Annotated in this window: 27 protein-coding genes; 11 read left to right on the top strand and 16 right to left on the bottom strand. The window is 71.6% G+C overall.

Translation table 11 applies throughout. From position 1 onward, the window contains the following. Window positions 1-83: 83 nt before the first annotated feature. A complete protein-coding gene (locus WFH25_RS13610) occupies window positions 84-884 on the bottom strand; it encodes a phosphatase PAP2 family protein (RefSeq protein WP_071295521.1) in 801 nt (266 codons plus the stop codon). Between the two features lie 334 nt (window positions 885-1,218). Here WFH25_RS13610 and WFH25_RS13615 point away from each other — a divergent pair, with 334 nt between their 5' ends. Then, window positions 1,219-1,671, top strand: a complete 453-nt coding sequence (locus WFH25_RS13615) for a DUF4383 domain-containing protein (RefSeq protein WP_175473751.1) — start codon at window positions 1,219-1,221, stop codon at window positions 1,669-1,671. A 214-nt stretch (window positions 1,672-1,885) separates the two neighbouring features. Here the strand turns inward: WFH25_RS13615 and WFH25_RS13620 are convergent, their stop codons facing one another. From WFH25_RS13620 to WFH25_RS13675, 12 genes are all read right to left on the bottom strand, one after another. Next, window positions 1,886-3,208, bottom strand: coding sequence for an ATP-dependent DNA helicase (locus WFH25_RS13620; protein ID WP_336698107.1), 1,323 nt, complete (start codon window positions 3,206-3,208; stop codon window positions 1,886-1,888). Beyond that, window positions 3,205-5,139, bottom strand: coding sequence for a cytochrome c oxidase assembly protein (locus tag WFH25_RS13625; RefSeq protein ID WP_336698108.1), 1,935 nt, complete (start codon window positions 5,137-5,139; stop codon window positions 3,205-3,207). The genes WFH25_RS13620 and WFH25_RS13625 overlap by 4 nt, the downstream gene beginning before the upstream one ends. A gap of 166 nt (window positions 5,140-5,305) precedes the next feature. Next, on the bottom strand, window positions 5,306-5,593 hold the full coding sequence (locus tag WFH25_RS13630) for an HU family DNA-binding protein (protein WP_022908191.1): 288 nt from the start codon (window positions 5,591-5,593) through the stop codon (window positions 5,306-5,308). Window positions 5,594-5,881: 288 nt separating this feature from the next. Continuing rightward, on the bottom strand, window positions 5,882-6,187 hold the full coding sequence (gene rpsN, locus WFH25_RS13635) for a 30S ribosomal protein S14 (protein WP_070417144.1): 306 nt from the start codon (window positions 6,185-6,187) through the stop codon (window positions 5,882-5,884). A gap of 2 nt (window positions 6,188-6,189) precedes the next feature. After that, entirely contained in the window at window positions 6,190-6,360 is a 171-nt protein-coding gene (gene rpmG, locus WFH25_RS13640) for a 50S ribosomal protein L33 (RefSeq protein WP_022908193.1), read from the bottom strand. Then, window positions 6,360-6,596: a 50S ribosomal protein L28 gene (gene rpmB, locus WFH25_RS13645; RefSeq protein WP_022903747.1), complete on the bottom strand. Its 237-nt coding sequence runs from the start codon at window positions 6,594-6,596 to the stop codon at window positions 6,360-6,362. The genes rpmG and rpmB overlap by 1 nt, the downstream gene beginning before the upstream one ends. A 442-nt stretch (window positions 6,597-7,038) precedes the next feature. Further along, window positions 7,039-7,734, bottom strand: coding sequence for an alpha/beta fold hydrolase (locus WFH25_RS13650; protein WP_336698114.1), 696 nt, complete (start codon window positions 7,732-7,734; stop codon window positions 7,039-7,041). A gap of 10 nt (window positions 7,735-7,744) precedes the next feature. After that, window positions 7,745-8,158 carry a Fur family transcriptional regulator gene (locus WFH25_RS13655; RefSeq protein WP_070417146.1) on the bottom strand — a complete coding sequence of 138 codons (414 nt, stop codon included), beginning with the start codon at window positions 8,156-8,158 and terminating at the stop codon, window positions 7,745-7,747. Further along, window positions 8,155-9,102 carry a metal ABC transporter permease gene (locus WFH25_RS13660; protein ID WP_336698116.1) on the bottom strand — a complete coding sequence of 316 codons (948 nt, stop codon included), beginning with the start codon at window positions 9,100-9,102 and terminating at the stop codon, window positions 8,155-8,157. Before WFH25_RS13660 ends, WFH25_RS13655 begins: the two co-directional genes overlap by 4 nt. Then, window positions 9,102-9,983, bottom strand: coding sequence for a metal ABC transporter ATP-binding protein (locus WFH25_RS13665; RefSeq protein ID WP_083295100.1), 882 nt, complete (start codon window positions 9,981-9,983; stop codon window positions 9,102-9,104). Before WFH25_RS13665 ends, WFH25_RS13660 begins: the two co-directional genes overlap by 1 nt. Further along, on the bottom strand, window positions 9,980-10,891 hold the full coding sequence (locus tag WFH25_RS13670) for a metal ABC transporter solute-binding protein, Zn/Mn family (protein WP_336698117.1): 912 nt from the start codon (window positions 10,889-10,891) through the stop codon (window positions 9,980-9,982). The genes WFH25_RS13665 and WFH25_RS13670 overlap by 4 nt, the downstream gene beginning before the upstream one ends. Before the next feature lie 115 nt (window positions 10,892-11,006). Beyond that, entirely contained in the window at window positions 11,007-12,272 is a 1,266-nt protein-coding gene (locus WFH25_RS13675; RefSeq protein ID WP_070417148.1) for a PTS transporter subunit EIIC, read from the bottom strand. A 178-nt stretch (window positions 12,273-12,450) separates the two neighbouring features. Between WFH25_RS13675 and WFH25_RS13680 the strand changes: the two genes are divergently transcribed. Both WFH25_RS13680 and WFH25_RS13685 read left to right on the top strand, forming a co-directional pair. After that, window positions 12,451-12,687: a PTS transporter subunit EIIB gene (locus WFH25_RS13680; protein ID WP_022907163.1), complete on the top strand. Its 237-nt coding sequence runs from the start codon at window positions 12,451-12,453 to the stop codon at window positions 12,685-12,687. Then, window positions 12,684-13,136: a PTS sugar transporter subunit IIA gene (locus WFH25_RS13685; protein WP_070417149.1), complete on the top strand. Its 453-nt coding sequence runs from the start codon at window positions 12,684-12,686 to the stop codon at window positions 13,134-13,136. The genes WFH25_RS13680 and WFH25_RS13685 overlap by 4 nt, the downstream gene beginning before the upstream one ends. A gap of 93 nt (window positions 13,137-13,229) precedes the next feature. Here the strand turns inward: WFH25_RS13685 and WFH25_RS13690 are convergent, their stop codons facing one another. Continuing rightward, complete coding sequence (locus WFH25_RS13690; protein WP_336698118.1) at window positions 13,230-13,961, bottom strand: GntR family transcriptional regulator; 732 nt, start codon at window positions 13,959-13,961, stop codon at window positions 13,230-13,232. A gap of 115 nt (window positions 13,962-14,076) precedes the next feature. Here WFH25_RS13690 and WFH25_RS13695 point away from each other — a divergent pair, with 115 nt between their 5' ends. The 8 genes from WFH25_RS13695 (at window position 14,077) to WFH25_RS13730 (ending at window position 22,634) form a co-directional block, all read left to right on the top strand. Next, window positions 14,077-14,700: a response regulator transcription factor gene (locus WFH25_RS13695; protein ID WP_217647220.1), complete on the top strand. Its 624-nt coding sequence runs from the start codon at window positions 14,077-14,079 to the stop codon at window positions 14,698-14,700. Continuing rightward, complete coding sequence (locus WFH25_RS13700; RefSeq protein ID WP_336698120.1) at window positions 14,693-15,895, top strand: sensor histidine kinase; 1,203 nt, start codon at window positions 14,693-14,695, stop codon at window positions 15,893-15,895. Before WFH25_RS13695 ends, WFH25_RS13700 begins: the two co-directional genes overlap by 8 nt. Before the next feature lie 97 nt (window positions 15,896-15,992). After that, window positions 15,993-18,032, top strand: coding sequence for a bifunctional lysylphosphatidylglycerol flippase/synthetase MprF (locus WFH25_RS13705; protein ID WP_336698121.1), 2,040 nt, complete (start codon window positions 15,993-15,995; stop codon window positions 18,030-18,032). After that, entirely contained in the window at window positions 18,029-19,309 is a 1,281-nt protein-coding gene (locus WFH25_RS13710) for an alpha/beta hydrolase (protein WP_336698122.1), read from the top strand. Before WFH25_RS13705 ends, WFH25_RS13710 begins: the two co-directional genes overlap by 4 nt. After that, the gene (locus tag WFH25_RS13715) at window positions 19,306-19,473 is read left to right on the top strand and encodes a hypothetical protein (protein ID WP_336698123.1); all 168 of its coding nucleotides are present in this window, start codon (window positions 19,306-19,308) and stop codon (window positions 19,471-19,473) included. The genes WFH25_RS13710 and WFH25_RS13715 overlap by 4 nt, the downstream gene beginning before the upstream one ends. 77 nt (window positions 19,474-19,550) lie before the next feature. Continuing rightward, window positions 19,551-19,946, top strand: a complete 396-nt coding sequence (locus WFH25_RS13720; RefSeq protein WP_336698124.1) for a lactococcin 972 family bacteriocin — start codon at window positions 19,551-19,553, stop codon at window positions 19,944-19,946. Between the two features lie 25 nt (window positions 19,947-19,971). Beyond that, window positions 19,972-21,996, top strand: coding sequence for a hypothetical protein (locus tag WFH25_RS13725; RefSeq protein WP_336698126.1), 2,025 nt, complete (start codon window positions 19,972-19,974; stop codon window positions 21,994-21,996). Beyond that, complete coding sequence (locus WFH25_RS13730) at window positions 21,996-22,634, top strand: ABC transporter ATP-binding protein (RefSeq protein WP_336698127.1); 639 nt, start codon at window positions 21,996-21,998, stop codon at window positions 22,632-22,634. Before WFH25_RS13725 ends, WFH25_RS13730 begins: the two co-directional genes overlap by 1 nt. Window positions 22,635-22,649: 15 nt before the next feature. On the opposite strand, the gene WFH25_RS13735 is transcribed toward WFH25_RS13730, so the two are convergent. Beyond that, window positions 22,650-23,225, bottom strand: a complete 576-nt coding sequence (locus tag WFH25_RS13735) for a GNAT family N-acetyltransferase (RefSeq protein WP_071295533.1) — start codon at window positions 23,223-23,225, stop codon at window positions 22,650-22,652. A 79-nt stretch (window positions 23,226-23,304) separates the two neighbouring features. Then, the coding region (locus tag WFH25_RS13740; protein ID WP_336698128.1) for a dihydrolipoamide acetyltransferase family protein at window positions 23,305-24,520 on the bottom strand (1,216 nt) is incomplete at its 5' end.

Here is a 24,520-nt window from a genome sequence, read left to right on the forward strand (position 1 = left end):
GCCGGCGTGTGGACGACGCTAGTCGGCCAACGGCCGTCGGGTCCGGAGGCGTTACAGGCCTGTAACCCTTACGGATGCGATGGCTACCGGCCCGGGAGCGCCTCGGAGTCCGTCCGCGCCGCGTGGTGCATGCCGTCGGCGATCCACACGATCGTCACGACGGCCAGCACGCTCGCGCTCGACGCCATCCGGCCCGCGACGAGGATCGCACCGTGGTCGTGTGCCCCGCCCGAGATGCCGTACACGAGCGCCGCGACACCGACGAGGAACGTCACCCCGGTGGCGACGAGGAGGACCCAGGTCACCAACCGACGCGGACCGCGGTGGCCGTCGCGGTCGCCGCGCGCGCCACGGTCGACCCGTGGTCCGAACGCCCGGACGGCCCCGACCCAGAAGAGCGCGATCGCGCACGCGCCGATGATGTCGCTGACCCGGTGCCAGCCGTAGACCACGGTCTGGTTCGCGACGAAGACCGCGTAGGCGGCGCCGACGATCACGACGAGCGGACGGAACCGACGCGGCGTGACCATGAGCACGGCGAACAGGGCGGCGAGGGCGATCGTGGCGTGACCGGACGGGAACGAGTTCGGCGTGGTCGACTGGGCGATCTCCGGGCGCTCGGCGATACGCTTGACGAGCGTCGAGGTGGCCGCCGAAGCGAGCACGACGACACCGGCTCCGAGCCCCACTGCGAGCCGGCGCCGAGCGAGCGCGACGGCGGCGATCACGACCACGAGCAACAGGATCACCGGTACCGAGATGACGTTCAGGGCAGTGTCCGACGAGAACAGGTCGGATTCCCGGACCCCGCCGAGTGCGGCGTCCTCGACCCGCTGCCCCACCGGCGTCAGCACCGCCACCGCGTAGACGAGAGGCACGATCACGAACCCCAGAGCCGACAACAGTCCCCACCGCAACCGCCGTGAGACGCTCGGTCCACGCGACTCGGGTGCGCTGCGTTCGGGCGTTCGGGTCACCGGGCTGGTCCTCCTCGGGGTGCTGGTCGTCGGTGTCGTCGCACGCCTGTTCACCCGCGTGCGATTCGGACGGTCGGGGTCCGACACGATACCGTTGGGACGCCGGTCGGAGCCTGGGAACCGCGGGACAGCGACCTTCGGATCCGGCAACGCACCGACCGGCCGCGCGCGGGCGAACGCACCGGCGCGCATCGCCGGACCGACGTACACGGCGTCGGCTGCGTACGAGGAGGAAACCGAAGTGGCCATCAAGGAACCGAGCATCACCGCTTCCCCGAACCGCGGTCTCGCGCTCACCGTGGGCGCGCTGCTCCTCATCTGGGGCATCCTCGGGTTCTTCTTCGCCGCCGACGGCGACCCCGGCTTCTTCAGCCGCAAGGGCGGCATGCTCTGGAACGCGTTCGGCGTCAACCCGCCGCTGGCACTGCTGTGGGTCCTGCTCGCGGCCGTGCTGCTCATCGTCGGGCTCGGCAACACGATCGGGTCGCGGAACGCGAACGTCCTCGTGGGCGCCGTCCTCGTCGTGCTCGCGGTCTACGGCTTCGTGTTCGTGAACACCTCGGCGAACGTGTTCGCGCTCAACACGACCGACAACGTCTTCCACGCGATCGTCGGTGTCATCCTGCTCCTCACGGCGTTCGGCGCCGACAAGGAGAACCTCCGCGCGCTGCGTGCGGACACCGCTCGCGCCTGAGCCCGCGCATCCCGACGCCCCGCCCGCCCCTCGTGGCCGGCGGGGCGTCGTGCGTCCGGGCCGTCGCACGCCCGGGCCGCCGCGCGCCCGCGCGCCCGCGCCGTCGCACGTCCGAGCCGTCGCACGTCCGAGCCGTCGCACGTCCGAGCCGTCGCACGTCCGAGCCGTCGCACGTCCGGGCCGTCGCGCGCCTGGGCCGTCGCGCGGGGGCGGGTCAGTCGCCGTCGTCGCTGTCCGGGGCGGGAGCGGGAGCCGCCTCGAGCTCCGTCGCCACCACCCGCGGCGCCTCGGACATGAACCGCCGGACGTCGAGGTCCACGATGATGTCCTGCGGCCGCAGCGGACGCGTGAGGTACAGCCCCTCGAGCGAGGTGAGCCGTGACAGCGCCACGTACGTCTGCCCGGCGCTGAACACCCGGTTGCCGAGGTCGACCACCGCCCGGTCGTAGGTGCTGCCCTGCGACTTGTGGATCGTCACCGCCCACGCGAGCCGGAGCGGGAACTGCTGGAACTCGCCGACGGTGTCCTTCTTGAGTTCCTTCTTGTCGGCGTCGTAGGAGTACTTGAACTTCTCCCACACCGACGGCTGGACCTCGAACGACTCCCCGTCGACGTCCACCCACACGGTGTCGCGGATCGTCTGCACGACCCCGAGGGTGCCGTTCACCCAGCGCTGGTCGGGGTCGTTGCGCAGGAACATCACGTGCGCGCCGGGCTTCAGCTCGAGGGCTTCGTCCGCCGGGAAGTTCCGTCCGCCGAAGTCGCCGTTGACGTCGGCGCGCGCGGTCCGCACCTTGCCGGGCAGCCGGTCGAGCGCGGCCTTGTTGATGCGCGCCACGGTGTCGTTCCGGGTCGCCAGGGTGATCGCGTCGTCCGGGGCGGGCCGGGCGCCCGCCGCGTTGAGCTGCCCGGCGACGTCCGCTGTCACCCGCCCGTGCCGCACGGCCGTCAGCATCGCGGCGAAGGCATCGTCGCGCTGCCGGTGGACGGTCGCGAGCTCGACGATGTTGAGCTCCGCCTCGAGCCAGACCTTGGCGTCGAAGAACCACATCGAGCGGTAGTGGTCGGTGAAGTACGCGCGCTCGTCCCCGTCGCCCGGCACCGGCGGCAGCTGGTACGGGTCACCGAACATGACCACCTGCACGCCGCCGAACGCCTCGAACTGACGCCCGCGGGCCTTGCGCAGCGAGCGGTCCATCGCGTCGAGGAGGTCGGCGTTCACCATCGAGACCTCGTCGATCACGAGGGTGTCGATCGTGTTGAGGAGCTTGCGGGTGTCCGGCCCCTGCCGGAGTTCGGCGTCGGCGATGAGCCCGATCGGCAGGCGGAAGAGCGAGTGGATCGTCTGCCCACCGACGTTCAGCGCCGCGACACCGGTCGGCGCGCAGATCACGACCTGCTTCTCGGTGTTCCACGACAGGTGGTTCAGGAGCGTCGACTTGCCCGTCCCCGCACGACCGGTGATGAACACGTGGTCGCGGGTGTGCTCGATGTACTCGAAGACGGCCCGCTGCTCGGCACTGAGCTCGACGCTCATCGGGTCGCCACCCGGTCGTCGCTGCGCGGTCCGTCGACGGCGGGCTCCGCCACGGCGCGGCGCACCCGGACCAGCACCACCACGACGACGGTCACGACGACGGCGACACCGGCGACCACGAGCAGCGTGCCCGCGCGGGCCTGGTCGACGAGCGGATCCGGTCCCCACGTCCGGCCCATCGCACCGAACCACGACGCCTGCAGGAGCCCGAGCGGCCCGCGCATCGCGATGCCGAGCGACACCAGACCGGCCGCGACGACGACCGCCCCGGCGATCCGGACGAGCGCCGCGGGCATCGAAGCGCGCCGGGCGCCGACCGCGATCGGCGTGAGCAGGGTGGGGACGGCGAGGAGCCCGACGAGCAGGAACCCGACGTCGATGACGGTGCGGCCCGTCGAGTCGCTGACCGACCACCGGAGTGCGTCGGTCACGAAGAACGCCCACCACGCCGCCGCCAGGAACAGGAACGCCGGGAACGGCTGCACGAGGTACCGCACCGCCTGGTTGTCGACCAGGACGCCCGTCCACTCGCGGACACCGGTGCTGCCGTCGTCGCGGGCGTGGACGGCGGCACGGATGAGCTGCACGGGTGCCGACGCCCAGACGAGCGCCGGCACGACGAGCCCGAGGAGCACGTGCGACCCGACGTTGGCGGACACGAGGAAGCGGTCGTAGGTGTGCAGCGAGCCCGAGGTCGCGACGACGAGCGAGATGATCGCGATGCCGGCGGCGACCGTCCGGCGCACGGGCCAGCGCACACCGGCCCGACGCAGGCGGACGATGCCGGCGGTGTAGGTCGCTGCGAGCAGGACAGCGGCCATCAGCCAGAACAGGTCGATGTTCCACGCCGTCAGCCATCCCCAGGCACCCGGAGCGTGCGGCAGGGCGTCGTCGGTCAGCAACTCGGCCGGCGACGGGTTCGTGGTCTTGCTCAGCGCGACCTGGTCGACGGGGGTCGCGGTGCGGCCGAGCGCCGCGGCGAACCCGCTGGCGACGCCCATCACGGCGAGCTCCGCCACGATCAGGAACCAGAACGGACGACGGCGCTCGGGGGCGGTGCTGAGCGCGCGGATCGCCCGTCGACGCTGCACGACCCCGAGCACACCCATCGCGACGATGGCCGCGATCTTCACGAGCACCAGGACCCCGTACGCGGTGAAGAGGTTCGAGAGCGCCCCGACCCGGATCTGCGCCGAGGCCACACCGGACACGGCGACGAGCACGAAGCACCCGAGCGCGATGCTCGAGTAGCGCCCGACGACGACGGCCAGTCGTTCGCCGTCGATCACCGGGCGCAACAGCACGAGCATCACGAGTCCGCCGACCCAGAGCGCGGCGCCGACGAGGTGCAGCCCGAGCGCGGTGACGGCCGCGTCGTGGCTCGCCGTGCCCGCGGCGTGCCCCTGCTGAGCGAGCGGGACGAGCCCGATCATCGCGACGCCCGCGGTCAGGGCGACCATCCCGCGGGAGCGCACGGCGAAGCACAGCACCGTGACGGCCGCGGCGACGAGGACGGTGACGAGCCACGCGAGGCCGAGGTCCGTCCCCGTGAGGAACACCCCCATCGACTGCCCGAACTGCTCGTCGATGCTGATCCTCGAGCCGGCGACGCTGAGGAAGGTGAAGAACGTCGTCACGGCCGACGACACGGTCCAGACACCCGCCGCACCGGCGGCCACGTCGATCGCGCGGTTCCACTCGGGCGCGGTGCGGGACAGCCCGACGGTCGCGAGTGCGAGACCACCGATCGCAGCCGCGGCGGAGAGGTCCACCACCAGTCGGGCGATCGGCAAGCCGAACCGGACGACGGCGCCGGGGTCGGCGATGAGCGCGGCGTTCGCGCCGCCCCCGATGACGAGGGCGACGAGGAGTGACACGAACCCGACGAGCAGCAGCACGGCGGGGCCGGCGATGCGCGCGATCCGATTCACCCGTCAAGCCTAGGCGCTGCCCCACCCGGCCACGGAATCGAGCGGGGCGACCTGTGGAGGGCGATCCGCGCCTCCAGGATGTGGAGGACCGACCACGGACCCATCGCAGGCCGGGAACGACGAAAGGGACGGCCGAAGCCGTCCCTTTCGTGGCGCGGGAGCAGTCTTACTTGACGGCAGCCTTGAGCTTCGAGCCGGCGCTGACCTTGACCGAGTCGCTCGCGGCGATCTCGATGGCCTCGCCGGTCTGCGGGTTGCGGCCGGTGCGGGCGGCACGGTGGGTCTTCTCGAAGGCGATCCAACCGGGGATCGTGACCTTGGTGCCGTCGGCGACCGAGCCGGAGACGACGGAGAAGAGCGCGTCGACGACGCCGTTGACGGTGGCCTGGCTCTGGCCGGACTCAGCGGCGACGGCAGCGACGAGCTCGGTGCGGTTCAGGGACTTGTCAGCCATGGATGTCCTCCTCGGACTTCTTGCAGTATCGGTCGGACGACTTCTCGTCCGGCGCCCGGAGCGGGTGCTCCGTGCCACGGTGCCGGTGGGCGCGAGACCCTGCGGAACCGGAGTCGAACGTACCAGCCACCAGGGACGAAACCTGCCGACTCGCCCGGATTTCCGGGGTTGTCGGGGTACTGGAGGGGCGGAAGTGACCGATGTGACGAAGATGTCCCCCGAAACGGCCCGGGAACGGCGAACGCCCCGCCACCACTGGGGTGACGGGGCGTCCGCGGAAGCTGGTGCTTACCAGGAGCTCTTCGTGATGCCCGGCAGCTCGCCACGGTGGGCCATGTCGCGGAAGCGGACACGGCTGATGCCGAACTCACCGAGGTGGCCACGGGGGCGACCGTCGATGGCGTCGCGGTTGCGGTAGCGGACCGGCGACGCGTCGCGCGGGAGCTTCTGCAGGCCGACGCGGGCGGCCTCACGCGACTCGTCGGAGCCGTTCGGGTCCACGAGGGCCTTCTTCAGCTCGAGACGACGCTCGGCGTAGCGCGCGATGATCTCGGCGCGCTGGTTGTTCTTCGCGATCTTGCTCTTCTTCGCCATGCTTAGCGCTCCTCACGGAAGTCGACGTGCTTGCGGATCACCGGGTCGTACTTCTTGAGCACGAGGCGGTCCGGGTTGTTGCGACGGTTCTTCTTGGTCACGTAGGTGAACCCGGTGCCCGCCGTGGAGCGGAGCTTGATGATCGGACGAACGTCCTGACCCTTCTTGGCCATCAGATCTTCTCCCCACGGGCGAGGAGATCCTTGACGACGGACTCGATGCCGCGTGCGTCGATCACCTTGATGCCCTTCGCGCTGAGCGTGAGCGTGACGTTACGACGAAGCGAGGGCACGTAGTACGTCTTCTTCTGCACGTTCGGGTCGAAGCGACGCTTCGTCCGGCGGTGCGAGTGCGAGATGTTGTGTCCGAAGCCGGGGGTGGCTCCGGTCACCTGGCACACTGCTGCCATGGTTTCCTCCTGAGGTACCGTGCGACCGGACGGCCGCACCCAAGGTCACTTGCCTGGCGCGCACGCGCTGCGTCGCCGAGCGACGGAGCGAGGGGGTTGTGCGCACCGCCCAGGCCCGCGATCCCTGTCGAAGGGGCCGTGGACACCGCGCGACCGCGGCGTACGCGACGGTCGGAGGGCTTGGAACAACTGGGCTCGCCGCGCGGACGCGGAGAACCAAGGGTCAAGAGTACGCGACGACCGGGCGTGTCGCAAACTGTCGCAGCTGCGTGGGTCGCCCTGGAGGCGCGCCGCACCTCCGGCGGGCGCGTTCGTGAGCAGAAATGGTCGGCTCCCGGTCGACCACCCGACACCTTCTGCTCACCAAGTGAGCGCGAGCGCGCGCGCCCGCGTGCGCGGACGCCCGCGTGCGCGGACGCCCCGCGGGCGCGGCGCGCCCGCGCTACGGCGCCTCGGCCGGCCTCGGCGACAGCGCCTGCACCATGAGCTCGCCGAGCTCCCGCGGCGCCGTGAACATCGGCCAGTGCCCCGTCTCGAGCCCGAGGATCGCGAGCTCCTCCGTCGCCACGAGCTCCGCTGCCCACGCCTGGTGGTCGGCCACCATCGTCGCGAGGTCCGCCGCCGGGATCTCGCACGTGATCACCGTCGCCGGGATCGTGTGCCGCGCGGCGTCGCCGTAGTGGAACCGGTCGGACGGCACCGCAGCGGGCTCCGGGATCGCGCGGTGCTCGAACTCCGACCGCAGCGACGGTGTCATCCCCCGCACGGTCGCCGGCTCCCACACGTCCCACGAGGGCAGCGGCACGACACCGTCCACCACGGGCAGCTCGTCGTTGACGCAGCCGCCCTCGGGCCCCGGGAAGGTGTCGACGTAGAGCAGGTGCGCGACGAGCGAGGGCCGCTGGTCGGCGGCCATGTACGCGATCGGCCCCGCGCCGGAGTGTCCCGCCAGCACCACGGGCTCGTCCGGCGTCGCGACGTCGTCGAGCAGCTCGACCAGGGCGGCCACCTGCTCGTCGAGCGTGTCGCCGTCGCGGGTGACCGCCTCGACCGAGTGGCCCGCTGCTCGGAGCACCGGGGCCACCTCGTCCCAGGCGCTCGCGTCGAGCCAGAAGCCGGGCACCAGGATCACGTGCATGAGGCGGAGACTACGCGCCGGTGCGTGCGGCCGTGCAGGACGCGCACTCCCCGAAGATGTCCACCACGTGGCTGGCGTTCGTGAACCCGTTCGCCGCCGCGACCTCCTGCGCCCACCGCTCCACCGGGTCCGCCTCGATCTCGACCGTGCGGCCACAGTTCCGGCAGATCAGGTGGTGGTGGTGCGCGTCGGTCGTGCACGCGCGGTACAGCGACTCGCCGTCCTGCTGCAGCGAGTCGGCGTCGCCCTCGGTCGCCAGGTCGGAGAGCGCCCGGTAGACGGTCGCGAGTCCGATCGTGGAGCCGTCGTCCCGCAGGTGCTGGTGCAACGCCTGCGCGCTGACGAACCCCTCGGTGCTGGACAACGCGGTGCGCACCGCTTCGCGCTGCCACGTGTTCCGCTTCGGCTTCTGCACGGCGTTCATGCGGTCGCTCCTTCCTTCCGGCCGGCGGCGGACCGGTGGTCCGCATCGTCGGCCTGGAGGCGCGGTGCGCCTCCGTCACGCTGGTCACGGCGCACGATCCGGTCGCGTCCGCGCTTGTCGTTGCGTCCGCCGACGATCCGGCAGACCACCCAGATCACGAACGAGATCGTCGTGACGTACGGGCTGATGGGGAGCCCCCCGCCGAGGGCGAGCAGGATGCCGCCGACGACCGAGACGACGGCGAACACCGTCGACAGGACCGGGACGACGACCGGGTGGGAGCTGAGGCGCAGGGCAGCGGCCGCGGGGGTGACGAGCAGCGAGAGCACGAGCAGCGCGCCGACGATCTGCACCGACACCGCGGTCGCGAGTCCGAGCACGAGCATGAACACGAGCGCCAGCGTCCGGACCGGCACCCCGGCGGCAGCGGCCACGTCGGGGTCGACCGACGAGAACATCAGCGGGCGCCAGATCACGAGCAGCGTCACGACGACGATCGCGGCGACGACGACGAGGAACGTCAGCTGGGGGTTGTCGACCGAGACGATCTGCCCGGTGAGCAGGCCGAACTTGTTCGCGGCGCGGCCCTTGTACAGCGCGAGGCAGAGGATGCCGAGGCCGAGGCCGAACGGCATGAGCACGGCGATGATCGAGTTGCGGTCCCGCGCCCTCGACCCGAGCAGCCCGATGAGCAGCGCCGCGATCACCGACCCGACGAGCGACCCGGTCACCACGTTCACCCCGAGCAGCAGCGATGCCGAGGCGCCCGCGAACGAGAGCTCCGAGATGCCGTGCACGGCGAAGGGCATGTTCCGGGCGACGACGAACGGCCCGATGAGCCCGCCGACGATGCCGAGCAGCGCGCCGGCCCAGATCGAGTTCTGCACGAGCACGACGAGTTCGCCGTAGTCCTGGAAGGAGAAGACCTGCGACCAGATGTCCATCAGATCCGCCCGTCGTCCGGCGTCGCGGCGTTCGGGTCCGCGTCGCAGTGGTGGTCGTGCGCGTCGTTCGCGCCGACGATGACGATCCGCCCCATCGTGCGGACGACGTCGACGGGGGTGCCGTACAGGTCGGAGAGCACGTCCGTGCGGAGGACCTCGTCGGGGGATCCGATCCGGAACCGCCCGCCGGCGATGTAGAGCACCCGGTCGACGACGTCGAGGATCGGGTTCACGTCGTGGGTGACGAACAGCACAGCAGCGTCCTGCTGCCGACGCTGCCGGTCGATGAGCTCGGTGACGCCGCGCTGGTGCCGGAGGTCGAGCGAGATGAGCGGCTCGTCGCAGAGGAGCAGCGCGGGGTCGGCGGCGATGGCCTGCCCGACCCGGGTGCGCTGCTGCTCGCCGCCGGACAGCTCGGCGACCGGGGCGTCCGCGAACGCGGTGGCCCCGACCTCGTCGAGGATGCGATCGACCCGGGACCGTTCGGCACGGCTCGCGGGCTTGATGCCCCACCGTGAGCCGGTCACGCCCTGCGCGATCATGTCCCGCGCCCGGAGCGGGGTGCCCGCGTCCATCAGGCGCTGCTGCGGGATGTACCCGATCTTCCGGTGCCCGCGCCGGACGGGCTGGCCGAGGAACGACATCGTGCCGCTCGTCAGCCGCTGCTGCCCGAGGACCGTGCGGAGGAGCGAGGTCTTGCCCGCCCCGTTCGGCCCGAGCACCGCGACGAACTCGCCCGGCGCCAGGTCGAGGTCGAGGTGCGACCAGAGTGCACGGGAGCCGTACGACAGCCCGGCGTCGCGGAGTTCGAGCACGGCGGAACCGCCACTGCCCGGGGCAGTGGCGGTCCGCTCGGTCGTCGGGTGGGAGACGGTCGTCACTTCTGGAGCGCCGCCTGCACCTGGTCGATGTTCGCCTGCTGCCACGAGACGTAATCCTCCCCCTTCGGGAGCGTCTCCGTGACACCGACGACCGGGACGCCGTTCTCGTCGGCGGCCTTCTTGACCTCCTCCGTCTCCGGGCTGGAGGTCTGGTCGTTGTAGGCGAGGAGCTTCACGGTCTTGTTCGTGAACAGCTTGAGCGTGTCGTTGAGCGCCGCCGGCGGCACGTCGTCGCCTTCCTCGATCGCCTCGGAGAAGGCGTCGGGCGTGACGTTGTCGAGGCCGATGGCGTCGAAGAGGTACCCCGGGACCGGCTCGGTGTACGCGACCTTCTGGCCGCCGTACGTCTTCTCGAGCTCGGCCGTCTTCGCCTCGAGCCCCTCGAGCTTCGTCGTCAGGGCGTCGGCGTTCTTCGTGAAGGTGTCCGCGTCCGCCCGGTCGAGGTCGCCGAGCCGCTTCGCCACGTCCTCGGCGAGCTTCACCATCGTCGGGTAGCTGTAGAACACGTGCTCGTTGAACTCGGCGTCGCCGCCCTTGTCGAGGCCGGAGAGCTCGACGACGTTGATCGTGTCCGCCTTCGTGCTGGACGCGTCGGCGAGGGTCGTCATGAAGTCGTCGTACCCGCCGCCGTTCTCGATGAGGAGGTCGGCCTTTGACACCGCGAGCTGGGTCGTGGCGCTCGACTCGAACGAGTGGGGGTCCTGCGACGGGTCGTCCAGGATGCTCGTGACGGAGACGTGGTCGCCGCCGATCGCCTCGACGATCGAGCCGTAGACGTTGGTGGAGGCGACGACCCGGACGGTGCCGTCGCCCGAGGCGTCGCCGGAGGCGGAGGACGTCGCGCAGCCCGTCAGGGCGAGCGCGGCGGCGCCGGCGACGAGCGGCAGGGCGAGGAGACGGTTGTGCATGTCGACGAGCGTAGGGCTAGTTGATAACGGTTGTCAAAACCAGTATCAGCCGGATGACGGACGGGAGGCGCGGTGCCCGCCGCCCCCCCGCCGCCCCTCCGCCCCATGGTGACGGCTACGGCTTCGTGGCCGCCTCGATCGTGTTCTCCGCGATCGTGTCGTCCTCACGCCCGGGCGTGCGGAGGTTCCACTTCTTGATCACGAAACTGAACAGGAAGTAGTAGATCACCGCGTAGCCGAGGCCGATCGGGATGAGCCAGATGGCTCCGTCCGCCTTGCCGAAGTTCAGCACGAAGTCGATCGCGCCGGCCGAGAAGGAGAAACCGTCGTGGATCCCGAGCGCGTTCACCAGCGCCAGCGAGGTACCCGTGAGCACCGCGTGGATGATGTAGAGCGGGAACGCGACGAACATGAACGAGTACTCGAGGGGCTCGGTGATCCCGGTCACGAACGAGGTGAGCGCGGCCGAGAGCATGATGCCGCCGACGAGCTTGCGGTTCTGCGGCTTGGCGTTGCGCCAGATCGCCAGGGCACCGGCGGGCAGGGCGAACATCATGATCGGGAAGAAGCCGGTCTGGAAGATGCCGGCGGTCGGGTCGCCGGCGAGGAACCGGGCGATGTCGCCGTGGTACGTCGTGCCGCCGGTGGTGAAGCTGCCGAGCTGGAACCACGGGAAGAAGTTCAGCAGCTGGTGCAGGCCGATCGGGATGAGCATGCGGTTGACGAACCCGAAGATGCCACCACCGATGACGGCGTTGTCCGCCACGGCCTGGCCGGCAGCGGTCAGGGCGATGTCGAAGTACCGGTAGAAGAACGACATCACGACGGCGATGAGGAGACCGGCGACCGCGGTGAGGATCGGCACGAGGCGGCGCCCGGAGAAGAAGCCGAGGAAGTCGGGCATCTTCGTCCGGTGGAACTTCTCCCAGAGGAACGCCGACACGAGCCCCATCACGATGCCGCCGAGGACACCGAAGTTGATCGTGGCCTGGTTGCCGTTCGCGTCCTTCACCCCGTCGAGCACGATCGGGGACATGGCCGCGAACACCTGGTACATGACCATGTAGCCGACGACCGCGGCGAGCGCCGTGGTGCCGTCCGACTTCTTCGCCCAGCCGATCGCGATGCCGACGGCGAAGAGCAGCGGCAGCCAGGTGAAGACGCCGTTGCCGGCGGCGGCGATGATCGTCGCGCCCTTCTCGAAGCCGGGGATCGCTCCGAGCATGTCGGCCTGGCCGAGGCGGAGCAGGATGCCCGCTGCCGGCATGACCGCGATCGGCAGGAGCAGGCTCCGGCCGAGGCGCTGGGCGTTGGCGAAGACGCGCGACTGCTTCTTCGGGGTCTTCTTCTCCGGCACATCCGTGGCAGTGGTGGTGCTCATCGGAGGTCCTCTCGTCGTTGGGTGGAGCTGTCGGGGTGAGTTGAGTCGTACAGTCAGCGCAGGTAACCTCGGCGGTGTCGCCAGGTCCGGTCCTGTCCGGTCATGACCAGTTCCGTAGTCTGAACCGCGACCACACGCCTGTCAACCCGGCACGCGTTTTCGTAACGAGGAGGAAACGATGGCTGACATCAAGGCCGCTGACATCATCGCCGCGCTGGGTGGCGCCGAGAACATCGACGAGGTCGAGGGCTGCATCACGCGCCTGCGCGTCGAGGTCGAGGACGGGGACCTCGTCGACAAGGACGCACTCAAGGCCGCTGGCGCACAGGCCGTCGTCGGGGGCGGCACGGGCTGGCAGGTCATCGTCGGCCCGATCGCCGACAACCTCGCGCAGGACATCCAGGACGAGCTGTGACCGCCGTCCGGACCCCGTTCCAGGGCCCGGTCGTCTCGCTCGCCGACGTGCCGGACCCGGTCTTCGCCGGGCAGCTCGTCGGCGCCGGCGTCGCGGTGGACCCGACCGGGGTCGAGGGTGCCGTCACGGCGGTGGCGCCGGTCGACGGCACGATCGTGAAGCTGCACCCGCACGCGTTCGCGTTGCAGGGTGCCGCGGGCACCGACGTGCTCGTGCACGTGGGCATCGACACCGTGAAGCTCTCGGGCGAGGGCTTCGAGCTCATCGCGGCCGAGGGTGACACGGTCGTCGCGGGCGACCCGGTCGTCCGGTTCACCCCCTCGGTGATCTCGGCCGCCGGCTACTCGCCGATCTGCCCGGTCGTCGTGCTCGGCTCCGCGCCGGACTCCATCGCGCAGGACGCGGTCGGCACCACGGTGCGCGACGGCGACACCCTGTTCGAGGCGTAGCACGCGACACCCTGCCGCGAGACTCGGCTCCGCGGACACTTTCCGGCCCGATCGGTCGCGAATGTGTCCGCCGGGCCGAGTCTCGGCGAGCGGCTACGCGACCGCGTGCGCCGTGACCTCCATCTGGACCCGGTAGCGGTCCGAGCGGTACCAGCTCCGCGTGTGTTCGACGGGGCGCTCCCCCGCGTAGGACACCCGGTCGAACTCCAGCAGCGGCGCCCCGGTCTTCGTGCCGAGCAGCGTCGCCACGTCGTCCGCCGCCGGGTTCGCCGCGACGGTCTGCTGCGCGCGGTCGATCGGTGTGCCGTACTCGGTCGCGATGATCGAGTAGACCGACCCGGACAGGTCGTGTTCGAGCAGCCCGGGGAACGCGTCCGCGACGAGCCAGGCGTCGTCGATCGACACCGGCGCCCCGTCGGCCATGCGCAGGCGCTTCACGTGGAAGGCCGCGACGTCGAGGTCGAGTCGCAGGGCCGCGGCGGTGTCGGACGGCGGGACCCGCTCCTCGCGCACGAGCACGACGGTCGTCGGCACGTGCCCCATCGCCCGCATCTCCTCGGTGAAGGACGCCAGGTGCAGCGTCGACTGCACGGGGCGGTGCGCCACGAAGGTGCCCTTGCCGCGCACGCGTTCGAGGTAGCCCTCGTTCACGAGCTGGCCGAGGGCCTCGCGCACGGTGATCCGGGACACCCCGTACTCGGCGATGAGCTGGCGTTCCGACGGGATCGCCGCCCCGGGTGCGAGCCGGACCGTGGCGAGCTCGAGGAGGATGCGCCGCAGCTGCTGGTGCTTCGGTTCGGCACCCTCGGTGATCCGGCTCGTCATGCGGTCCTCGTGCTCCATCGCTGGTCGTGCGGGTGGTCATGCGCGGACATGACCAGTGCCTGACACAGTAGCGAGTCCCCCTCGGAACGCCAACGTGCATGACAAGATGACGCGCGTGACAACCGTGGTGATCGTCGACGACGAGACGCTCGTCCGCTACGGCTTCGAGCTGATCCTCGGCGCCGCGCCGGACATCGACGTCGTCGCCACCACCGGGGACGTGGACGCCGTGCAGGTCATCCGGTCGCACGCGCCCGACGTCGTGCTCCTCGACGTGCGGATGCCGCGGGTGAACGGCCTCGAGGTCCTCCGCGAGCTGCAGGCCTTCCCCGAACCCCCGGCGGTCGCGATGCTCACGACCTTCGACACCGACGAGTACGTCGGCCGGGCGATGGAGCTCGGCGCCGCCGGCTTCCTGCTCAAGGACACCGACCCCGAGGGCCTGGCCGAGTACGTCCGGGTCCTCGCCCGCGGCGGGGTCGTGCTGGCACCGGGCGTCGACCGGACCCGGCTGTTCGCGGCACGTCCGGCGGCTCCCGCGCCGTCCGTCAGCGATCGGGAGCACGCGGTGCTCCGGCTCGTCGCGGACGGCGTCAGCAACCCGGACATCGGCCGACGGCTCGGCGTGAGCACCGGGACCGTCAAGGAGGACATCCGGTCGCTGCTCGCCGCGTTCGGCGTCCCGACGCGCGTCCAGCTCGCGCTGCGCGCGGCCGAGGCAGGACTGCTGGATGGCTGACACGCAGCGGTCGGGGCGCGCCCGGCGGGTGCTCGCGGCGACCGACGGGAGGCTCGACCGCCTCGTCGACGTCGGCCTGCGGTGGGCGCGCACCCACCGTGCACCGTGGTGGCTGGTCGACGCCCTGTTCATCGCCGCCGCCGTCGCGGACGCCGTGCTCGACATCTCCGGTGCGACCGCCCTCGAGACGTGGTTGTCGCTGCTCGCGGCCGCCGCCCTGTTGCTCCGTCGTCGCTTCCCCGTGCTCGCGTTCGCCCTGACGGTGCCCGGGTTGTTCGTCGGTTCCGCGGTGGTGGCGGCAAGCGTGGCGCTGTTCACCCTCGGGGAGCGCACGAGCCGCCGGTGGCTGATGCTCCTCGCCGCGCTGGTGCAGTTCGTCGGCTTCAGCGGGTTCGTCGGACCGCCGCAGACCCTCGACGAGATCGTCGTCTCCGTCGTCTACGCGCTCATCTTCGCGCTCGGACCGCTCGCCGTCGGGCTGCTCGTGCAGACCCGTGCGCGGCTGACCGACCAGCTCGTCGAGTCCCGCCGGGCCCGCGAGGACGAACGCCGGCAGGCCGCGGCCGTCGCCCTGTCCCGCGAGCGGGCGCTGCTCGCGCGGGAGATGCACGACGTCGTCTCGCACCAGGTGACCCTCATCGCGGTGCAGGCCGGTGCGATGCAGATGGCCGGCCGCGACGAGGCCGAGCGCGGGTTCGCCCGGACGATCCGGCAGCTGTGCGTGGTCACCCTGCAGGAGCTCCGCGAGATGGTGCAGGTGCTCCGCGCCTCCGGCGGCACCGACCGCGAGATCGCGCCCCAGCCGGTGCTCACCGACCTCCCCCGGCTCATCGCGGAGAGCGGGCTCGAGACGAGCACGACCGTCGACCTGCCGGACACCCTCGCCCAGCCGCTCCAGCGCGCGGTCTACCGGTTCGTGCAGGAGGGGCTGACGAACGTCCGCAAGCACGCCCCCGACGCGACCGTCCGGGTGAGTGGCCGGATCCACGGCGAGCACGTCCTCGTCGACGTCGTGAACGGCCCGGCGCGTTCCGAACGCCTCGAACTGCCGGGGTCCGGGCTCGGCCTGATCGGACTCGGGGAGCGGGCGTCGCTCCTCGGCGGCAGCATGGAGTCGGGCCCGCAGCCGGACGACGGGTTCGCACTGCACCTGCGGCTGCCGGTGGAGCACGTGCCGGCTGCCCGGGCGGTCTGACGGTCATCCTCGGAGCCAGCCCGGCCTGGCCGATCGGCCATCGCGGTTCACGCCGTGGAGCGATGCCCCGGCGGGGGCGATCGGCTGGGATGGGACCGTGGCACCAGCAGCGCTCCTCGGACGACTCCGTCGATCCCCCGTCTCCGTCGCCGTGGCGGTGGTCGCGGTCGCGCTCGTCGTGACCGCACGGATGGCGCACTCCGAGCCGGACTTCCCGCACCACCCGCCCGTCGCGTGTCTCGCCCTCGTGGCGGTGGTCCTGACGACCGTCCTCGCCGAGCGCTCCCTCGGATTGATCCGGACCCTCGTGATCGGGGTCGGCGCGCCGCTGCTCGGGGTCCTCGCGACCCTCCTCACCGTCACGATCGGTTCGGCGCTGGGCGAGGCACACGCCGAGTTCGCCGTCGGACAGCCGCTCTTCGCCCCCTCCGTCGTCGCCGCCGCGTTGCTCGGGGCCGCGTCGGCGGCGATGCCCGCGCAGCGCCGCTGGCGGACGCGCGCCGCGCTCTGGACCGTGGTGCTGACCCTCGTGCTCTTCGCGGGCCACGGGTCGGACCTGGCCCGCGCACTGGCGACCCTGCTCGGGACCGCAGCCGGCGCGTGGATCGTGCGCCGCGCCTCCAGGCCCCAGAGCCGCACCACCCGCGTCACCGCACGGACGGTCGTGGTGAGCGCCCTCATCGCGCTCGGTGCCGGCACCCTGGTGACCCCGATCGTGCCGGACCCGGACGGCGTGCTCTCGCCGTTCGCCGACGCGATGCCGGACCGTTCCGTGGTCGTCGTCGGCGTGCTGCTGCTCCTGGCCGCCTGGCTCGTGCACCGCGGTCGCCGGACGGGCATCGCGCTGGCGATCGGCGTGCTCCTGACGCTCACGGTCGTGCTCGCCGACGTCTTCCTCATCGAGCCGGTCAAGGACGACGCGGTGCAGTGGCAGGGGCTCGGACTCGACGCGATCGAGTGGCAGGTCACCCTACTCGGCGCGTGGATCGTCCCAGCCGCCGTGCTGCTCGCCGTGCTCCTCCTCCGACCACGGCTCGTCCGGGCGCGGTTCCGGGCCGCCGGTGCCCGCCGTGACGACCTCGTCGAGATGCTCCGCGACGGCGACGCCGGGACCCTCGGGCACATGGGCACCTGGCGCGGGAACGCGACCTGGACCCACCCGGACGGACGCGGCGCCGTGGCCTACCGGGTGCGCGGCGAGGTCGCCCTCGCCGTCTCGGACCCGGCGTGCGCCACCGCCGACCGCGCCGATGTCCTCGCCGGCTTCACCACGTTCTGCGAGCGCAACGGCTGGGTGCCCGCATTCACGAGCGTCCACGAACCCGTCCGCGCGATCCTCGGTGCCGAGGGGTGGACCGCGCTGCCGGTGGGCGTCGAGTGCGTGCTCGACGTGACGACGTTCGACCTGCGCGGCAAGAAGCGGCAGGACCTCCGGACCGCGTCGAACCGGGCCGACCGCGAGGGCCTCCGCGACGAGTGGACCACCCTCGACGCGCTCGACGCCGGCCGTCGTGCCGAGGTCGAGGCGATCTGCACGCGGTGGGCCGCCGATCGGCGTCTGCCGGAGATGGGCTTCACGCTCGGTGGGTTCCGCGAGCTCGACGACCCGGACGTCCGGCTCATGCTCGCCGTCGACGCCGACGGGCACGTCACCGCGGTCACGAGCTGGCTGCCCGTCCACGAGCGGGGAGCGCTGACCGGCTACACGCTCGACGTCATGCGCCGCGGTGACGACGGGATGCCCGGGGTGATGGAGTTCCTCATCGCCCGGACGGCGCTCCGTGCCCGCGAGGCCGGCCTCACCACGATCAGCCTCTCCGGCACGCCGCTGGCCGCCCACGCCGGGGCCCGGTCGCTGGTCGTCCGTGGGTCGGTGCTCCTCGCCCGCGTGCTCGAGCCGGTGTACGGGTTCCGGTCGCTGCAGCGCTTCAAGGAGAAGTTCGGCGCGCGGCACGAGTCCCTGTGGTTGGTCGTCCCGACGCCGTTGCACGTGCCGCGGGTCGCCCGGGCCCTGGCGTCGGCGTACGTGCCGGGCCTGCGCCCGAAGCACCTGTGGGCGCTCCGGCAGGCGCACCGTGCGGCGGCGGACGCCCGAGCGGTGGCCGAGGCCCGTGCCGCGGGTGCGGCGCGCTCGTGAGTCCGACCGAGTGGCTGCTCGCCACCCAGCTGCAGGCGCCGTCGAAGCTCGTCCCGGTGGACATCGCGTTCGCGGTGCTCGCCGTCGCGGTGCTGATTCCCGGTCTCCGGCGCACCCGGTCCGGGTCCGCCTGGCGTGCCGTCCGGCTGCGCGCGGTGGTCGCCGTCGGGGCCGCCGTCGCCGTGCTCCTCGTCTGCTGGGTCCTGAGCGACGTCCTGAACCTGTTCGGCGTCGCCCTGAGTCCGGTCACGCGGATGTGGGTCGCGATCGCCACCGCCGCACTCGCCCTGGCGGTCACCGGCATCGTGCAGGGCGGTCGCGGACGCCGGGTGCTCGCCGCCGTGCTCGTCCCGGCGGCGCTGCTCGTGCCCGCACTCGGGGTGAACGTCGAGTTCGCCAAGTACCCGACCCTCGGCACCGTGGTGCAGAGCGACCCGTACCCGGCGCTCGACCTGCACGCGGCTCCGGCAGCGGCGCTCCCGGCGCACGGCGAGGTCCGGACGGTGGACATCCCCGGGACCCGCTCCGGCTTCCCGGCCCGCCCCGCCGTCGTCTACCTGCCGCCGGCCGCGCTCGTCCGGGACCCGGCACGCCTGCCGGTCGTCCTCGCGTTCGCCGGGCAGCCCGGGGCGCCGAGCGACATGTTCACCGCCGGGCAGATGGGGACCGTGCTCGACGCCTACGCGGCCGCGCACCACGGATCGGCACCGATCGTCATGTCCGTCGACCAGCTGTCGGCTCCCGGTCGGAACCCGATGTGCGTCGACTCGACGCTCGGGAAGTCCGCGACCTACGTCACCGAGGACGTGCCCGCCTGGATCGCAGCGCACCTCCCGGCGACGCCGGACCGGCACGCCTGGGGCCTCGTCGGGTTCTCGCAGGGGGCGACCTGCGCGATGCAGTTCGTCACCGCCCACCCGGGGTCGTTCGGCGCCGCGCTGGCGATCTCCAGCGAACTGCAGCCGATCGACCAGAACCCGCGGCACAGCGCCGACCAGGCGTTCGGTGGGTCGGTGGCCCGGTGGAAAGCCGCCGCCCCGATCGCGCAGATGCGGGCGAACGGCCTCGGCGGGCACGCGCTCTGGCTCACGGCCGGGTCCGCCGACCACCAGTTCAGTCGGAACGCTCGGGCACTCGGCAGTGCGGCCCGGGCGGCCGGCGCGGACACCGTGGTCGCGTTGGCGCCGGGGAGCGGGCACGACTGGAACACCGTGCAGTGGTCGCTGCGCACGGAGCTGCCGCACGAGGCCGACACCCTGTTCGGGGACCTCGGGTGAGGCCCGTCGTGCTGGCGGTGGTCGCCCTCGTGGCGGTGCTGTTGCTGACGGTGGGGCCGGTCGCCGTGGCGCCGGTCGCCGCCGTGCTCCTGCTGCTCTGCGTGGGTGCGGCTGCACTCGCGACCGGGGACGACGGCTCGGACAATCGTCGTCGTGAATATTGAAATGTTGGGTGTTTGACATTGCCGTTCGGTCGCTGTCACGATGTGGCCTGCTCCATGGAGGGGCAGAGACAAGGGGAATGATGCAGAACACGAAGATGACGATCCTCGTCGGCCTCGGGCTGTCGATCGGCCTGGTCACCGGGACCGCCTCGACGGCGTCGGCCACGCCGTTCGAGGTCATGGGATCGGGGCCCGTGGCCGGCGGGGTGAGCATCGCCGACTCCGGAGATGGTTCGACCGGAGCGACCACGGGTGTCGGCACCCGGAACGACGGCGGGGGCGGGAGCTTCTGGCAGTGGGGTGTCGGCAAGGACGACACGTGGTCGAACTACTTCCGCGAGAAGCGGTGCCACGGCGCGACGGCTGTCGGGAAGAAGTCCAAACGAGTGTCGAACGTCCCGGGCGGCAAGTACGCGATGGCGAAGACGCCGAAGGCGAGCAGCGGGAACAAGGCGTACTACCACAACTGCTGATCGTTCCGTTCCCGGGAGGTGCGGCATGACGATCCGATCGGTGACGCTCGCCTACGTCGTCCCGCCGGTCCTCGCTCTGGTCCTGGCGTTCATCGGGGTGACGCAGGTCAGCGAAGCAGGACTCATCGGCGCGTCGTCGACGGTCACGGCCACCGCCGGTCCCGAGACCGGCTCGAACCAGCGTGTCGCTGCGGCACTCGACCGCGTGGCACGCGTTGCGGACGCGACCATCGTCCGCGTCGTGGCAGACCGGGCGGCACCCACCACACGACGCGTGGCGCTCGTCACCGATGCTCCGGCGAGTCGCGGTGAACGGTGGCTCCAGGACGGCTACGCGGACTTCTCGAGGTCGATGACCACGCACGTGCGGCCGATGCAGGACCTCGACCAGTTCGACCCGACCGGGACCTACGACGTCTTCGGCGACGACCGAGCTCGACGAGCGACCATGCAAGCGCTCACCGAGGTCGGCTACGCGGTGACGTCCGAACGGGTCCCCCTGCTCCAGCGGGTCGGGGTCGTCGACGGTGTCGATCGGACAGCCGGACTCATCGTCACCCTGACGCTCGGGTGCTCGACGCTGTGCGTGATGGGGACCAGCGGGTCTCCCCGTCGGAGCGCAGTCCGGAGGTTGCACGGTCGCAGCACGGCGTCGATCGTGCGCTCAGAGCTCGCGGAAGCCCGAACGTCCGTGCTCGCCATCGTGATCGCGGCCCCCTGCGCGGCGATCTGGCTCGGGATGCACAACGGGCTGGCGGACGTGACGACGTTCGGTACGGCGTTCGTCATCCTCTGCGGAGCACTCCTCGCTCCGGTCGCGGTCGCCCACGCGCTCGGCACGATCGGAGCCTGTCGGGTGCCGATGGTCGATGCGCTCCGGGGTGCCCGGCCCGCCGGGGCGCTCCTGGTCGTCGTGCATGCCGCACGGCTCCCGGCGCTCCTCGTCCTGGTCGCTGCATCATTCGACCTCGTCGGCGCCGTCGCGGTCGTCCGATCGGGCAGCGCCGAACGCGACCTCCGAGCAGCAGGAGAGACGGTGCAACTCTGGGTCACTCCGGACCCACGCCCGGTGGACACGCAGCCCTACTGGGACCGGATCGGGGCGTTCGCAGGACGGGCGCTCGACCGCGGGGACGCACTGCTCGCGGCGCCGGTCGAGGTGTCCACCGGGCGGGGCAGCGAGACGGCACCCGCGCTGTTCGTCGACGCTGGCTACCTGGACCGACAGGACGTGCGCGCGGAGGACGGCACGCGTCTCACCGCTGATGACCTGGGCGTCTCCGTCTGGCTGCCACCGCGCAGCACCGTGGATGCCAGCAGACTCGTCCAGGCGCTCTCCGAGTGGGAACTCCGCGATGCTCCCGCTGCCGTACGCTCGAACGTCACCGTCGGCCGGCTCGCAGCACAAGAGGTGTACTCCTACCCCGGCGATTCCACGTCGCGCACGTGGCTCGACGACGCGGTCCTGGTCGTCGTACCGGACCCCGCTGCAGCCTTCTCCGCAGACCAACTCGGCTCGTGGTTGTCGAGCGGGGATGTCGTGTTCGGGTCGCGCTCGGCTGCGGAGCGCGCGATCCGGACATCCGACGTCGGCCGCGAGTTCAGTGCTGTCGTCGACGTGGGCCAGGTGGCCGCGGAAGCAGCTCGGCAGGCAGCGCGCACGGTCGGGATCGGGGTCGCCGGCGTGGTGAGCGCCGTCACCGTCAGCGCGGTGCTCGCCGGACTCGGTGCGGTCGCACACCGACGGCGGTACGGCCGCGCGTACTTCGCGAGGATCGCGGCAGGAACGTCCTTCTTGCGAGCGAACGCCAGCCTCCTGGTGATCGAGGTCGTGCTCGTCACTGTCGCCACCGTGGCCGCGATCAACACCTGGTGGGATCTCCGCCCGGACGGGGCCGGTGTCCGCTCCGCACTCGACCCGGTCGCGCAGACCGCGGGGGTCGCCGTCGCCTTCGCGGCCGGGATGCTCGTGCTGGTCGGCACGGTCAGCGCCACGGCGATCGCGACGACAGCGAAGACCGTTGCACGAACACGAGGGAACGGATCCTGATGATCGAAGTACGCAGTGCCAGCAAGCGCCGCGGGCGACGCGTGCTCTGGCAGGATCTGACGTTCGACGTCGATCGTGGTGAGATCGTGGCCCTGGTGGGACCGAGCGGCTCCGGCAAGTCGACGCTCCTCGACTGCATCGGCCACATCGACACGTTCGACGCCGGATCGATCCGGATCGACGGCGTCACGGTCGGCGGTGGTGGTCGGAGCGCACGGCTCGTCCGCCGACGACATCTGGGGTACCTCTTCCAGGACTTCGGGCTGGTACCCGACATGACCGTCCAGGCCAACATCGACATCGCACGGGTGCCGGCCCGCGAGCACCGTGGCACACCGGTCCGGACAGCAGCGGCGTTGGAACGGGTCGGACTCGCTGGGCGGGCGACGGATCGTGCGCACGAACTCAGCGGCGGCGAACAGCAGCGCGTGGCCCTTGCACGCCTGCTGGTCAAGCAGCCGGACGTGATCCTGGCCGACGAACCGACGAGTGCGCTCGACGGGACGAACGCGTCGATGGTGCTCGACCTGCTCGACGAGTTCGCGGCATCGGGCGCCGCGGTGGTCATCGCGACGCATGCGGCCGAGGTGGAGGCACGAGCGACGACGACGCTCTCGCTGTTCGACCCCGACCGGTGACGGGACCGGTGCGGGTCAGGCGTTCGCGACGAGCCAGGCCCGCTGCGTCCGCGAGAGCGCCCGGTCGGCCCAGACCTGCCGCTCGACACCGTCCGGCAGCGTCGACGACGTCGAGCCCTGCCACACCAGCTGCAGCCCCGCGCGGTCGAGCACGGCCGCCGAGGCGGGGTTGTTCGTCAGCACCCGCCCGGTGACCGCGACGTCGGGAGCGACGTCCGCCGCGGCAGCCACCGCCGCGAGCGCGATCTCCGTCGCGTAGCCGTTGCCCCACGCCGCCGGTGCCAACCGGTAGCCGAGGTTCCACACCCCGGCCGCGGTCATGTCCACGCCGCCGACACCGACGAACGCGTGGTCGGCCGCGGCGCGGACCGCCCACGAGCCGAGCCCGTGTCGTGCCCGACCGCCGATCTTACGCTGGACGAGGTCGACCGTCGAGGCCCGCACCGCGTGCCGTCCCGCGGGGAGGTGGGTCCACGTCCGGGCGTCGGAGAAGACCGCGTGCACGTCGTCGATGTCTGCCGGCGACAGCGGGGTGAGCAGGAGGCGATCCGTTCGGATCTCCTGCGAGGGCATCAGGAGCTGGTGGACCATGTCTCGATCATCCCGCCGCCCACCGACATCCGTGTGAACACCACGCGACGAATGCGGGAGTCCGCAACCGCGGTGACGGCTAGTCGAGCAGCAGCGCCGGCTCCTCGAGCACCGAGGCCACGTCGTGCACGAAGCGGGACGCCACGTCGCCGTCGACGACGCGGTGGTCGAACGAGGCGCCGATCGTCGTCACCATGCGCGACCGGACCTCGCCGTCGACGACCCACGGCTTCGGCTTGATCGTGCCCATCGCCACGATCGCGACCTCGCCCGGGTTGAGGATCGGGGTGCCGGTGTCCATGCCGAACACGCCGATGTTCGTGATCGACACCGTGCCGTTCGCCATCTGCGCCGGGGTGGTCTTGCCGTCGCGGGCGGTCAGGGTGAGCTGCTCGAGGGCCTGGGCGAGCTCGAGCAGGGACATGTCCTGCGCGTCCTTGATGTTCGGCACGATGAGGCCGCGCGGGGTGGCCGCGGCGATGCCGAGGTTCACGAAGTGGTGGACGATGATCTCGCGGTCGGTCCAGGTGGAGTTCACCGAACGGTTGCGGCGGACCGCCCAGATCACGGCCTTCGCCACGAGGAGCAGCGGCGACACCTTCACGCCCGCGAACGTCGGCGAGGATTTCAGCCGCTTGACGAACTCCATCGTGCGGGTGGCGTCCACGTCGACGAACAGCGAGACGTGCGGTGCGGTGAACGCCGACGTGGTCATCGCGGTCGCGATGGCCTTGCGGACGCCCTTGACCGGGATCGTCTCGCTGCGGACGTCGCCCCACTCGGGGGTCTCGATGTTGCGGAAGACGCTGGCCTGCTTCGCGTGCCGGATGACGTCGTCGCGGGTGACCTCGCCCGCGAGGCCGGTCGCGACGATCTCGCTCAGCTCGACACCGAGGTCCTTCGCGAGCTTCCGGATCGGGGGCTTCGCGAGGACGTTCGTCGCCACGCCGTGCTTGCGCGCGGAGCCGGACCCGAGGGCGGAGATCGCCTCGGCGGTGGTCTCCTCACCGGGGTCGGTGGCGGCTTCGGCCGCTGCAGCGGCGTCGGCACTGGAGGCGCGGCTCGCCTCGGCCGCGAGCGCTGCGGCCCGGCGGGCGCCCGGCTTCCGGCGGGACGGCGACGAGGTCGCGGAGCCGTAGCCGACGAGGACGGCGCCGGAGGACTCGTCCGTGCCGACGACGGAGGCGTCGACGGCGACCGGCTGGGCGGGCGCGGCGGCGGGCGCGGCGGCGGGCGCGGCGGCGGGCGCGGCGGCGGGCGCGGCGGCGGGCGCGGCGGCGGGCGCGGCGGCGGGC

This window comes from Curtobacterium sp. USHLN213, assembly GCF_037144815.1.
Lineage (GTDB): Bacteria > Actinomycetota > Actinomycetes > Actinomycetales > Microbacteriaceae > Curtobacterium.